Annotated in this window: 7 protein-coding genes and 2 pseudogenes; 6 read left to right on the top strand and 3 right to left on the bottom strand. The window is 52.5% G+C overall.

Annotated elements, in window-relative coordinates; genetic code table 11:
• Window positions 1-67: 67 nt before the first annotated feature.
• A complete protein-coding gene (locus JQN73_RS20705; RefSeq protein ID WP_205320801.1) occupies window positions 68-1,018 on the bottom strand; it encodes a 2-hydroxyacid dehydrogenase in 951 nt (316 codons plus the stop codon).
• An 85-nt stretch (window positions 1,019-1,103) separates the two neighbouring features.
• Window positions 1,104-2,651, bottom strand: a complete 1,548-nt coding sequence (garD, locus tag JQN73_RS20710; RefSeq protein WP_205323498.1) for a galactarate dehydratase — start codon at window positions 2,649-2,651, stop codon at window positions 1,104-1,106.
• A gap of 520 nt (window positions 2,652-3,171) precedes the next feature.
• On the opposite strand from garD, the gene kdgD reads away from it, so the two are divergent.
• The 3 genes and pseudogenes from kdgD (at window position 3,172) to JQN73_RS20725 (ending at window position 7,224) form a co-directional block, all read left to right on the top strand.
• Window positions 3,172-4,083 carry a 5-dehydro-4-deoxyglucarate dehydratase gene (gene kdgD / locus JQN73_RS20715; RefSeq protein ID WP_205320802.1) on the top strand — a complete coding sequence of 304 codons (912 nt, stop codon included), beginning with the start codon at window positions 3,172-3,174 and terminating at the stop codon, window positions 4,081-4,083.
• 248 nt (window positions 4,084-4,331) lie between these two features.
• Entirely contained in the window at window positions 4,332-5,891 is a 1,560-nt protein-coding gene (locus tag JQN73_RS20720; protein WP_205323499.1) for an aldehyde dehydrogenase (NADP(+)), read from the top strand.
• Between the two features lie 150 nt (window positions 5,892-6,041).
• Window positions 6,042-7,224: pseudogene (locus tag JQN73_RS20725) on the top strand (porin).
• Window positions 7,225-7,728: 504 nt separating this feature from the next.
• Here JQN73_RS20725 and JQN73_RS20730 read toward each other — a convergent pair.
• Window positions 7,729-9,125: pseudogene (locus tag JQN73_RS20730) on the bottom strand (MFS transporter).
• Window positions 9,126-9,334: 209 nt separating this feature from the next.
• On the opposite strand from JQN73_RS20730, the gene JQN73_RS20735 reads away from it, so the two are divergent.
• From JQN73_RS20735 to JQN73_RS20745, 3 genes are all read left to right on the top strand, one after another.
• On the top strand, window positions 9,335-10,087 hold the full coding sequence (locus JQN73_RS20735; protein WP_205320803.1) for a FadR/GntR family transcriptional regulator: 753 nt from the start codon (window positions 9,335-9,337) through the stop codon (window positions 10,085-10,087).
• 1,057 nt (window positions 10,088-11,144) lie between these two features.
• Window positions 11,145-12,503 carry an MFS transporter gene (locus JQN73_RS20740; protein WP_205320804.1) on the top strand — a complete coding sequence of 453 codons (1,359 nt, stop codon included), beginning with the start codon at window positions 11,145-11,147 and terminating at the stop codon, window positions 12,501-12,503.
• 101 nt (window positions 12,504-12,604) lie between these two features.
• Window positions 12,605-13,654: a beta-propeller fold lactonase family protein gene (locus tag JQN73_RS20745; protein WP_205320805.1), complete on the top strand. Its 1,050-nt coding sequence runs from the start codon at window positions 12,605-12,607 to the stop codon at window positions 13,652-13,654.
• Window positions 13,655-13,763 lie beyond the last annotated feature (109 nt).

A 13,763-nucleotide genomic window follows, 5' to 3' on the forward strand; every position in this document is an offset into this window, starting at 1 on the left:
TTCGGTTGGCATTTTTTTTTGCTAAGCTCGGCGGCTTAACCTTTTGAATCAAATTGCTATAGCAACGTCAGGCAACCGGCGTCAATAAAGGTTTGCCGGAAAAGTGTGCCAACAGGTTGTCTACGACTAACTGGCCCATTGCATGGCGTGTTTCGACTGTCAGGCTACCGACATGCGGCATCAGGACGACGTTGCTCATTTCGCACAAGGCTTGCGGCACATTCGGTTCATCCGCAAATACATCGAGCGCAGCTGCACCCAGATGCCCTTGTTGCAGGGCTGTAATCAATGCTGCTTCATCCACCAAAGAGCCACGTGCAATATTTACCAGTGTGCCCTCTGCGCCGAGCGCCGCCATGACCTCGGCATTAACGCTGTGGCGGGTTGCGGCACCGCCCGGTGCACAGACGATCAGGTAGTCACTTTCTTCGGCCAAAGCCAGCAAGGATGCGCTAAGCGTTACAGCAGTGCCTGCGACTGCGCGTGGTTGGTAGTACCGCAATTCCATGCCGAATGCGTCGAGCCGATGTGCGATGGCCTGACCGATTCGGCCGAAGCCAAAAATACCGGCGACCTTGCCGCGCACGCCGCGTGCTGGCTTGATCGGTACCCGGCGCGCCCAGTCGCCATTACGGACAAATTGATCCAATGCGGGCACTCTGCGCGCTGATGCGAGCAATAATGCAACGGCCAGATCTGCGACATCGTCGGTCAACACTCCGGGAGTGTTGGTGACGAGAATACCCCGTGGTCGGGTTGCAGCAAAATTGACAGCATCCACGCCAATGCCATTAACTGCCACAATTTCAACAGCAGGCAACAGGTTAACCTGCGCCTCGGAAATGCCGATTGAACCGGTGCTAACAACACCACGCACAGACGCTGCAACACTTTGGACAAAGGCGAGTTGCTCTGGCGGTGCAATACGCCAGGCATGATGACATTGAAAATGCTGTTCCAATTGTTCCATCACAGACTGCGATGCGAGTTGCCCTAACACTAAAATTTCTGGCTTCATGCGTTTCCTTGTTGTGTTTCATTGCGGGAAAATGATCCTGCCTGCGTACCGTATTGAAAATAATTTTGTCTGAATTCAGGCGCCATCAGGTGACGGGAGCCGGATTGAACAGGGTCAGCGCATTTTGCAATTTCCAGTGCTCGGCCCAGGTCTTTTTTCCGCTTGCGACATCCAGCAACATCTGAAACAGTTCCCAACCGACATCGTCAATACTGGCTTCGCCGGTGGCAATGCGCCCGGCGTTGATATCCATCAGATCATGCCAGCGGCGAGCTAGATCAGAACGTGTAGCGACCTTGAGAACCGGCACCGCGGCCAGCCCATATGGCGTCCCGCGTCCGGTCGTAAATACATGCAGATTCATGCCAGCAGCGAGCTGCAGCGTGCCGCAGATGAAATCGCTGGCAGGTGTGGCAGCATAGATCAGGCCCTTCTGTTTGAGCTTTTCACCCGGTGAAAGTACGCCGGAGATCACGCTGGTGCCAGATTTGACAATCGAACCCATCGCCTTTTCAACGATGTTGGCCAGTCCGCCTTTTTTGTTACCTGGTGTGGTGTTGGCGCTGCGATCAACACCGCCTTTTTGCAGGTAATTGTCGTACCATGCCATTTCACGAATCATGTCATTGGCGACATCGGCATTGATGGCGCGTGAAGTCAACTGATCGATACCGTCGCGCACCTCGGTTGTTTCGGAAAACATGACGGTAGCACCGGCACGCACCAGCAGATCGGTAGCAAAGCCAACTGCGGGATTCGCTGTCACACCGGAAAATGCGTCGCTACCGCCGCACTGCACGCCCACGATCAGATCTGCGGCCGGGCAAGTTTCGCGCTGACGCAAATTTAATGCGGCTAACCGAATGGTTGCCATGGCCATGATGGAGTCGATCATCGAATTGAAGCCGACGTGTGCGTCGTCCTGCAAGACCACGATATAGGCACCATTTTGAATCGGAATCGATCCTTCCGGCATCAGACGTGCAGGTTGGAGTTTTTCACAGCCAAGGCTGACAATCATCGCCTGGCCACCGAAGTTGGGGTTGAGACTAATGTTACGCAGGGTGCGGATGGGAATTATAGCGTCAGGTGCATCAATCGCTACCCCACATCCATAGCTATGTTCAAGGCCAATCACGTCATCGACGTTGGGATATTGAGGTAATAATTCGGCCTTGATCCGCTTCACCGCGTGTTCGACTACCCCGGCCACACATTGTACGGTCGTGGTGATGGCAAGAATATTGCGGGTCCCCACGGTTCCATCCACGTTGCGGTAACCCTGAAAGGTATATCCTTCCAGCGGTTCGCTGGCAGCCGGTACCCGTGTGGCGATAGGCAAATTGATCAATTCTCGGGCCGGTGGCATGCGCACTAGCGATTCCTCGATCCAGCTACCCTGTGCAACATCTCGCACCGCGTAACCAATTACGACATCATAACGAATGATGGCATCACCCTCTTTGAGATCGCGCAATGAGATCTTGTGTCCTTGAGGCACGCGGTCACGCAATACAAATTCTCCGGGAAACACGGTCCCGGCAGGTAGCCCACCATCGTTGACGACAATGGCTACGTTATCGTTGGCGTGCATGCGGATATATAAAGGCGCTGTTCGCGCAGCCATGGTCATGGCCTTGGTAGTCACTGTGTCGGTGTTAACTATACTCATCGCACTATCCATTTCTATGAAACTGCTTTTCAAGCGCCCTCTCGCGTGCCGGTCGGATTTTCAGCAAATGAAAAATCCGCGCAGTAAAGCGTGTTAAGGCTACCATTTTTTGGTCTAAATAATGTTCCAACGCATCGGGTCTGCTGCATGTCCTCTGCGACATTATTGTTATCAGTCGTCGTATAACATGGATCGCAGTATAGTCAAGTTGTTTAGATTCCGCAATCTATCTCTATTGATAGCCAATGGTTTCTTATAGTAAAGCTCCGGAAGGGAACCAAACGTTCTCTATCTAGCTATGAAAGTCTAATTCTCTTCCAGTTGGGTTTCCCATGCGCTCTCCCCCAAAGTCATCAAAGAAACTATTCGATCAGCTTGCAACGCAAAGATTTATGTTGTACGATGACAGATAACAAGTTGTGCCACTTCACTGTAAGCATAACTTTTCCTCAACCATCTGTTATTTTTATGTGGCTATACCATGACCCCTCAAGAACTAAAGCTAGTCCTTTCATCCGGCCTCCTCTCTTTTCCTGTTACCGATTTCGACGAACAGCACAATTTCCGTCCTGAAACGTACGTCAAGCGACTCGAATGGCTGGCACCGTATGGCGCAACGGCGTTGTTCGTCGCCGGCGGCACGGGTGAGTTCTTTTCCCTGACCGCGAGCGACTACACCAATGTGGTTCGGACAGCGGTAGAAACCTGCCGCGGCAAGGTCCCTATTCTGGCGGGTGCCGGTGGCCCTACACGCGTTGCGATCGCCTATGCTCAAGAAGCCGAGCGCCTCGGTGCGCAAGGTATCTTGTTGATGCCACATTATTTGACTGAGGCAAGCCAGGACGGCTTAGTGGCCCACGTCGAAGCAATTTGCAATTCGGTAAAGTTTGGCGTAGTTATCTACAATCGTGGTATTTGCCGTCTGAGCGCTGACTCATTGGAAATATTGGCTGCGCGCTGCCCTAACCTGATCGGCTTCAAAGACGGTATCGGCGATGTCGAACTGATGGTGACAATTCGTCGTCGCCTTGGCGATCGTTTTAGTTATCTGGGCGGTTTGCCAACTGCCGAGTTGTTTGCATCCGCCTACAAAGCTATCGGCGTTCCTGTGTATTCGTCAGCCGTTTTTAACTTCATTCCAAAAACCGCTATTCAGTTTTACGAAGCTGTGCGCACCAATGACGAAACGACAGTCAATCATTTGATCGACACTTTCTTCCTGCCGTATTTGGCTATCCGGAATAAAAAGGCCGGTTACGCCGTGAGCATTGTGAAGGCTGGCGCGACGTTGGTTGGTCAGGACGCGGGTCCGGTCCGCGCACCGTTAATCGATTTAAGCGGCGAAGAGCGCGAGCAGTTGAACGCGCTAATCGTCGCGCAAGGCCCGCAATAATTCCATTGGATGACTATGGCAAACACTCCGATAACTGTCGGCGTTGTCAGCATAGTGAACACCGTAATTACCGTGAGTAGGGTCTCGTCATCCATCCAACCTGAGTAGAGCATCCAACAACGTTGGCGGCAGCGGCGTTAGTTACGCCGCTGCTTTACCTTGTATACGCATTTGCGCCTTGCACGTTGGACGACTACTTGCTGTACCCCATTCTGGAGAATAGTTTGAACCTACAAATAACAGGCGAAATGCTGATCGGCAAAACGGCCGTACGCGGCACAGGGCGCGAGCTTCGCGCAGTTGATCCTTCCACCGGACTGGAATGTGAACCGGCTTTCAATGCCGGGAACGCCAATGATGTTGCAGCGGCTTGCTCGCTGGCGCAAGATGCGTTTGACAGCTACCGTGAAACAACGCTGGAGCAGCGTGCGCAATTTCTGGAGCAGATTGCCACCAACATTCTCGATTTGGGCCCAGCCCTGATTCAACGCGCGATGCAGGAATCGGGTCTTCCCCAAGGCCGACTCGAAGGCGAGCGCGGCCGCACCGTCGGCCAGTTGCGCTTGTTTGCCAAAGTCGTACGTGACGGCCGCTGGCTGGCGGCTACGCTGGATTCGGCCCTGCCGGACCGTGCGCCTGCGCGTCCTGATCTGCGCTTACGCAAAATTGGTCTGGGTCCGGTTGCAGTGTTCGGTGCCAGTAATTTTCCATTGGCATTTTCGGTCGCTGGTGGAGATACGGCGTCGGCTTTGGCCGCCGGTTGCCCGGTTGTCGTCAAAGCGCATAGCGCGCATCCTGGCACGTCGGAATTAATGGGTAAAGCAATCCAGGCTGCGGTGACTAACTGCGGACTGCACGAAGGTGTATTTTCCATGCTGTTCGGCGACGGCAGTGTTGTGGGACAAGCGTTGATCAGTGACCCAGCTATAAAAGCGGTTGGCTTTACCGGTTCCCGTCAAGGCGGCCTGGCATTGGTACGTGCTGCCGCCCAACGCCGCGAACCAATTCCTGTGTATGCAGAGATGAGCAGCATCAACCCGACCTTTCTATTGCCGGACGCACTGGCGACCATGGGCCGCAAAATCGGCGCAGGGATCGTTGATTCATTGACTTTAGGCGCGGGACAATTCTGTACCAATCCAGGTCTTATCATCGCGTTGGAAGGCGAGCATCTGACTGCGTTTACCGAAGCTGCCAGCGAAGCGCTGCAGGGCAAAGCGGCCTCTACCATGCTGACTCCAGGAATTCATGCAGCCTACGTTAAAGGCGTCGCTCAGCTGGCTGAAACCAGTGGCGTACGCCTGCTAGCCCGGGGTCAGGTCGGTACCGCAGCGTGCGCCGGACAGGCGGCGCTGTTCATCACCGATGCGGCCAGTTTTTTAACCACACCAGCGATGGAAGAGGAAATTTTCGGCGCAAGCGCTTTGATTGTGAGCTGCCAGAATGATGCGCAATTCAAGCAGGTCGCCGAATACGTTAAAGGCCAGCTTACAGGGACAGTATTCATGACTGCGGCGGATCGTGCGATTGCGCTGCAGTTGCTACCGGTATTGGAACGCAAAGTCGGTCGGATTTTGTTCAACAGCTATCCGACTGGTGTCGAGGTATCGCATGCGATGGTACATGGTGGTCCATTCCCGGCTACTTCGGACAGTCGCAGCACTTCGGTCGGTGCGAGTGCAATCGATCGCTTCCTGCGTCCTGTGAGTTATCAGGACATGCCCGCTGATCTATTGCCAGCCTCGCTCTCAGATGAAAACTCGTTGAGTCTCTGGCGCGTCCGTGACGGTGATTTAGTCCACGCCTAATTGTAAAAATCGCTGCAAGCTTTCCGATTCAAAACCGGGCTTGCAGCGCATGAAGAAACACATCAGGGAGAACAATAAAAGGACAAAAAAATTCTTACCGCTGCAATATCTGTACACATAAAATTCAAAAAAAGTATAACTAGAGACTCCATGAAAAAAGTATTCATCGCATTGACCGCGCTTAGCGCAATTGCCAACGTAGCCCAGGCACAAAGCGCCGTCAGCATCTATGGCATTCTCGATACCGGCGTAAGCTACACCAGCAAAGCGTTAATTCCCGGCACCACTACCGGCGCTACCGGCAGCAAAATGAGCGTGGATTCGGGCCTGAATTCAGGTTCGCGTATGGGCTTCAAAGGAACAGAAGATGGGCGGCGGTCTGTCCGCGCTGTTTCAGCTGGAAATGGGATTTAAAATGGATACCGGCGCATTGGACGGTAGCAACAACGGTGCTGCGAACACTAGCACTCTGTTCCGACGTTTATCAGTAGTGGGATTGTCCAGCAGCTACGGTACCGTTCTTTTGGGTCGCCAGACTGATTTGGCTTATCAAACCGGACAATACACTTCGGTGGCCGATTTCGGTGGCATCACCGGTGCAGTTGGTCATAATCTGGATAGATTCGAAGGACTGCGGACCAATAATTCGATCCGTTTCAACAGCGCGACGTATAGTGGTTTTTCCGCCAGCGCGATCTATGGTTTCGGTGAAGTTGCCGGCCAAAACGATGCTGGTCAGGCTTTAGGCCTTGGTGCCCAATATGTGAACGGTCCATTGACCGTTTTTACCGGCTTTTATGAATCGCGACTTGGCGCTGCTGCGACCGACATCTCCAGCGATACCAGCACCTTGGTAGCGGGTAATGGCAAGGCTGGCGATATTGCGGTTAAGGTTATCAATCTGGGCACAAGCTACCAATTGCAAGATACCCGCCTTTACGCTAACTGGTCGCAGATCAAGCAACCATTGGCAACCATTGCGGCGGTTCCTGCGACTGGTATTTTACCGTCGGGCTATATTATCGGCGGCGCGAACAACGACAAGACCAACGTCTATGAAATCGGCGCGAATTACAGTGTCACAGCTCCTTTGCATATCATCGCCAGCGTGCAACATTCCGTGCTGAATTTTGCCGGTAGCGGTCACCCACAGGGTAAGCTGACGCAACTCAATCTGGGCGTTGATTATTTCCTGTCGAAGCGTACTGATCTTTACGCTATAGCCTCAAACCTGCGTGCCTCAAGCACCTATAACCCTGGTGTCGATGGCACTGCCGCAGGACAAAACGCTAATCAAACTGTGTTATCTGTTGCCGTTCGTACTCGTTTCTAATCGCTAAGCGGTTTTAATTCGATCGTCGTTTTTAGCTGTGCAGGAGATCGTTCTCCTGCACAGTTTCGTTTACCCTCCGCTTCACTTGTCGGCAATTTTCCCGCACTACCGCTAATAACGCACCACAGATTCATAATGGAAACCGAGGACCATCCAGCTCTCCTTTCCTCAGCGCCAACACTCCTTGCTCAAAATTACCGCCAGGCTTATTACAATGCCGGACAAAACACTGCTGGCGATATGCTTCGAAATTTTTTTGTGGTGTTTGCAAGGTACGTAGAACTCACGCGGGATTGGGCAGGTCTGGCGGTGCGAGGGTTTAGTAAGACGCAGACAAGAAGAGTAAATTGGCTAGACTAGAAATAGCGCTGAGAAGATAACTGTGCCATCCGGACCGATGCATAAGGAATGAAGCAAGAGGGGCCCCTCAGGGACCCCGCTCTATTGCAATAGCGTTAGAGGTGAGCTCAGATCTAAACCGAGAATGAACTCACCCGCCAACCGTTAATGACTATTCGCTGTGGCTTTACCTGCAGGCACACTCGTGGGCAATCCTAACGAAGTCTTGAATTCGACGCGTTTGATCTCACCGACAATCACCAGATAACAAAAAATGGCGGCCGCGGCATTACAGCCGATGAAAATCAAAGCCCCGGCAAATGAACCAGTTTGCTGCAAAATGTAGCCTATCACGATAGGCGTGGTAATACCGGCAACATTACCGAAGGTATTGAATAGCCCTCCACTAAGACCGCCGGCTTCTTTCGGTGAGGTGTCTGATACCACGGCCCAGCCTAACGCGCCCACACCTTTTCCGAAGAAAGCCAGCGACATCATGGCGATGACAAGCCAATCGGCCGATACATAATTGCAGACGACCATGCACATCGACAACAGCATGCCGCATACGATGGGCGTTTTACGTGACGCCGACAACGAGTAACCAGACCTGATCATCTTATCCGAGATAATCCCGCCCAATATCCCGCCGGAAAACCCTGCGATAGCAGGCAGTGCGGTGAGAAAGCCTGCCTTCAGGATGGTCATATGGCGCTCTGTCACCAGATAGACCGGAAACCATGTCAGGAAAAAATAGGTCAACACATTGATGCAATATTGGCCAATGTAAATTCCTAGCAACATACGATTGCTTAACAATTCCTTGATCATCGCCCACGTGTTGATTTGGACAGGCTTGATTACTTTGCTTCCACTGTCCATGTCCACCAATGCGCCGCCGGCCGCAATATACTGAAGTTCAGCCGCATTGATGCGCGGGTGATTTTTCGGACCGTAAATTGTTTTTTGCCATACGAAGGCCATCACGATACCGAGCGCGCCCATGACATAAAACACGCTCTGCCAATCGAAAGTATGGATTAACCACCCCATTAACGGTGCGAACAGCGCTGTAGCAAAATACTGTGCAGAGTTAAAAATGGCGGCAGCGGTGCCGCGTTCAGAAGTGGGGAACCACGCTGAGGTGATGCGGCTATTGCCGGGGAATGAAGGCGCTTCTGCGGCCCCGATAAGAAAACGCAATCCAAATAAGACGGCAACGGCTGCAGCGCCGGTGAAAAATCCGACGGCGCCCATCATCATGGTGAACAGCGACCATAAAAAAATACTAAAAAAGTAAGTGATCTTTGATCCGAAACGGTCCAGTAACCACCCGCCCGGAAGCTGGGCTAAAACATACGACCAGGCAAATGCGGAAAAGACAAAGCCAATAACTTCTGGATTTTTGGCCCGGCCAAGCCGATGGTGGCGCGATCGGCATAATTGATTGTGGTAATAATGAAAAGAATTGCCAGAATTCCCCACCGCACGCGGGTCTGATAGCCGCTGTTATTTCCGTCCGTTGCGCTGCGCCCTTGCTGCGATTTTTGTATCGATTTCATATGGTCTCCTTCAAATTAAATCCTGATTGCGCTTAACGGCACTCCGAGGGTGTTCACGTCCCCCTGTTTTTTTTGCCTGAATTGCCGAATAATTGCCTGTATTCCCCAACAACAGTCAACAGTCATCAGACAACAAGTGTCGTAGTATAATCAGCACATCTAGAATTAGCAACCATCTTCGATTCAATTTTTCGGGCGCAACGAGCACTATGACTTCTTTATCCCCACCATCGGCACCGCCAAAAAAACATCGCAATTTGGCGCAAGGCGTCGTCGCCTATATCAATGACAATATTTGCGATGGCAGTATTAATCCAGGCGAAAAGCTCCCGACCGAATCGGAAATTATGCGGATTCTAGGCGTCAGCCGAACGGTCGTACGAGAAGCAATATCCCATATGCAGGCTTCGGGCCTGGTGGAAACGCGGCACGGTATCGGCACCTTTGTGCTCGAGCCTCAGCAGGTGCAACACTTGGGCATCGATCCTAAAACTGTCATTACAATGCGGGACGTGCTCTCCATTCTGGAGTTACGCATCAGCCTGGAAGCCGAGGCTGCAGGACTGGCGGCCAGCCGCCGCACTGAAGCGCAATTGCAGGAGCTGCGTGTCGCGCTGGATACTTTTCGCGATTGCATCACTAACGGCCGTGATACGGTGGCATCGGATGTTCAGTTTCATCTGCTTATCGCACAGGCCTCTGGCAATCGATATTTCCATGACATATTAAGTCAGCTCGGCACCAATATTATTCCGCGCTCGCGCCTTAACTCTGCCAAGCTCGCGCATGATCAATTAGCGACTTATTTGGAGCGTGTAACGCGCGAGCATGAGGACATCATTAACGCCATCGCCCGCCAGGATCCCGAGGCCGCCCGTGCCGGGATGCGCATCCATCTCAGCAATAGCCGCGAACGTCTACGCCGTGCGCAGGAATTGATAGAGTCTGGCACGCCGCAGTAATGTAAATGCATTCTCACTTCCGCCAGTGTCCGCGGAGGCCGATGTGTCTCAGGCCGGACTGGCGGGTTCAGATGCAACGTCAAATTTGTGCTTGAATCAAACGGCCTTGCATGCCCGGTCGCTCAAAGACTTCAATTCTTGAGCGCGTGGCTACGCGCATTTTGCAATCAGATCTTGAGCGTTGGAGCACCTAAGTCGAGCACCTAAGTCGAGCACCTAAGTGGATCACCTAAGTGGATCACCTAAGTGGATCACATAAGTGGAGCACATAAGTGGAGCACAGAATTAAGCAGCGTTTAACTATAGCCGTAAACGCTATGTCCAATGATCGTGTCGGCAGCTATGGTTTTAGTTATAGGATGTCCTATAAGATTTATTATAAAACAGATTAAACGATATAGGCTCCCTCAAATACTTCCCTTCCTCCTCTGCAATATACTGCGCCCGCGCCATCAACGCCAGATTCGTCCCAGATCACCATAAAGCAGTCTTAAGCGCTGGCGCCAATTCGAGGGCGGGAAATTAGACGAGTTTACCCGCACTCTGCACTCTGCACTCTGCACTCTGCACTCTGCACTCTGCACTCTGCACTCTGCACTCTGCACTTTGCACTCCGCACTCTGCACTCCGCACTCCGCACTCTGCAACCTGCAACCTGCACTCTGCACCATAACAATCTCCGAGGCACACATCATCAGCAAATTTGAGGCTTGTCGCGTCGTGCGACGGATTATTTCAGCCTTAGCGTTCTTTAACCCAACTGTCACCAAAAAAACTAAAAGATCAGTCATCCTATAACTTAAATAAATAAAAGACATTTTTTTATAGGTTTCATCGAGGCTTTACGAGTAAAAACACGCAATAGGGCGAAAAATTTGCCTTATACGTTGCAATCTCTCGACTATGTTGTATGATGTCCTTTAACATAAAAAAATTAATGACGCCCATCTATGCAGCTTAAACGCGTTGGATGAGCATTGATCACCAGTTGCCGATGCTTTCGGCACCTTGGTGGTGAAAAACACAAGTTAACCGCTAAGAATTAGGAGACAACCCTATGAATCAATCTATCAGCGCCCTCTCTGAACGAGAGAGCCATGCCACGGTAGCGCCCGCAAATGTTGTGCAACGCACCCGCCCGACGCATGTTCGTTTTTTCATGTTGGCGCTGGTTCTGCTTGCCACCATCATCAACTATCTGGACCGCACCAATTTATCCGTGGTGGCACCGTTCATGTCGAAAGAATTGGGAATTGACAAGTTTCATATGGGGTTGTTATTTTCAGCGTTCGCCTGGACTTATGCGATTGCGCTGATTCCTGGTGGCGTAGTGGTCGACAAGTTCGGTTCGCGCGTCGTGTACGGAGTCTCGCTGATATTGTGGTCGATCGCCACCTTCATGCAGGGTTCTGCGCGCAGTTTCGCCAGCCTCCTCGGCTTGCGACTGGTGATCGGTACCTGCGAAGCACCCGCGTTTCCGGCCAACGCACGCGCCGTAACGATGTGGTTTCCACAAAATGAGCGGGGTATGGCCACCGGCATTTACGTGATGGGGCAGTATCTCGGCACGGCACTGTTTTCCGCTTTGCTGTTATGGATGACGACTGTATTCGGTTGGCACGCAGTGTTCTACGTTTCCGGTGCTGTGGGCGTCGTATTCGGTTTGATCTGGTTTGCACTGTATCGCGATCCGGCCCAAAGCAAATTGGTCAACGAGGAAGAGCTGCGTCTGATTTCCGATGGCGGCGGTCTGGCAACCAGTGCTGATGCAGTCAAGTTCAAATGGAGCCATGCGCTACAGTTACTTCGCTACCGTCAAATCTGGGCCTTGTGCATCGGTAAGTTTGCGAGTTCTTCGGCCCTTTATTTTTTCCTGACCTGGTTCCCCACCTACTTGCTGGAGGACCGCCACATCACGATTCTCAAGACCGGTTTTTTTAGCATTCTGCCGTTTGTTGGGGCAACAATCGGAATATTGTTGGGCGGCTGGGGCGCAGACAAATTAATACGTCGCGGCGCTTCAGTGTCGTTTGCGAGAAAATTTCCGCTGATTGCTGGCTCTTTGCTGGGCTCAACCATCGTGCTGGCAAATTTTACCGATTCCGACGCCCTGTGCATTGCCATTCTAACGGGTGCATTTTTCGCGCAGGGCCTGTCTGCCACCTCTTGGGCGGCAATGTCCGAAGTAGCACCTAAGGGCCTGATTGGCGTTACCGCAGGCTTAACCAGTGTAGGTGCCAATCTCGCAGGGATTGTCACGCCTATCGTCATCGGTTATATCGTGCGCGAAACCGGCTCATTCGCATGGGGGCTTGGCTTTATCAGCATTTTGTCGTTGATTGGCACCTGTTCCTATGCGTTTCTGATGGGTCCGGTATCGCGTATCGTCCTCGACCATCCTGCCAAAGCGGGTTAATTCCGATGGCGCCATTCGGCCTGCTTGAATCAGGCAAGCAGGACTGATCCAGGATCAATTTTTAAATGCTATTACCAGTTACCAATTCGAGAGCGAATCTTATGCCAACCCACATTACGCCAGACACCACCTTGCCCACCGCCGCCGCATCGCGCCCGATTTACTGCTATGTGGCTTGCGCTGACAGTGGCGAAGTGGCTGTCTTCCAGCTCAATTCAGAAAGTGGGCAGTTGAGTTTGGTACAGACCCTCGCGCTCGGTGGAACGGTGATGCCAATGGCGGTCAGTCACGACCAACGTACCCTTTTCGTCACGCTGCGTTCATCGCCTTACCGGGTGACCAGCCTGCGAATCAACCAGACTAATGGGCAGCTGACGGAACTCTCGAGCGCTGAATTGCCCGGTAATATGGCTTACATTGCGCTGGATCGGAGCGGACAATTTCTGCTGGCTGTTTCGTTCGGTGAACACATATTGAGCATCAGTCCAGTGAGTAACGATGGCCTGGTTGGCGCACCGATTTGCGTGCGCACAACCGCGGCCAAGCCGCATTCGGTAGTGCTGGATCACAGCAATCAATGGTTACTCGTGACCAGTCTCGCCGACAACACCATTAGTCAATGGCGCTTTGACGCGAGCAACGGCCAGTTATCGGACAGCGCACCGACGGTCTTCCCAATGGCCACTGACGGCGGCCCGCGCCATCTCACATTTAGTTCTGACAACTGCCATGTGTATGCGGTCAACGAGCGCGACGGCAAGCTTGAGGCTTTGCGTTTTGACGCAAAGAGCGGCATCGGCGCTAGCGAGCAAAGTGTCGTCATCACACCGTCTGCCGAGGCAGCGCTGGGTGCAGACATTCACGCGAGCGCCGATGGCCGCTTCCTGTATGCCTCGGAACGCGTATCGAACACCATTAGCGGATATCGCTTCAATGCCGAAGATCGCCTGGAACTGATCGGCCATTTTCCGACAGCCTTGCAGCCGCGCGGATTTAACCTGGACCCGAGCGGAGCCTTTCTGGTCGCAGCAGGCCAGTTGTCACATTCGGTAATGGTGCATCGCATCGCGCCAGACAGCGGCGCATTGATCGAAGTCGGCAGTGCGGTGGTAGGAAAAAATCCAAACTGGATTGAATTTGCACAACCTTAATATCGGTTAGTTACCGTTCGTTTTATGATCGGTTTAAATTAAGTCAAAATTGACAACCTGATCTTCCATATCGGGCGCCTCAAAACGCCTGGCCCATCCTCTCCTGCGG

The sequence above is a fragment of the Glaciimonas sp. PAMC28666 genome (assembly GCF_016917355.1).
GTDB lineage: Bacteria > Pseudomonadota > Gammaproteobacteria > Burkholderiales > Burkholderiaceae_D > Glaciimonas.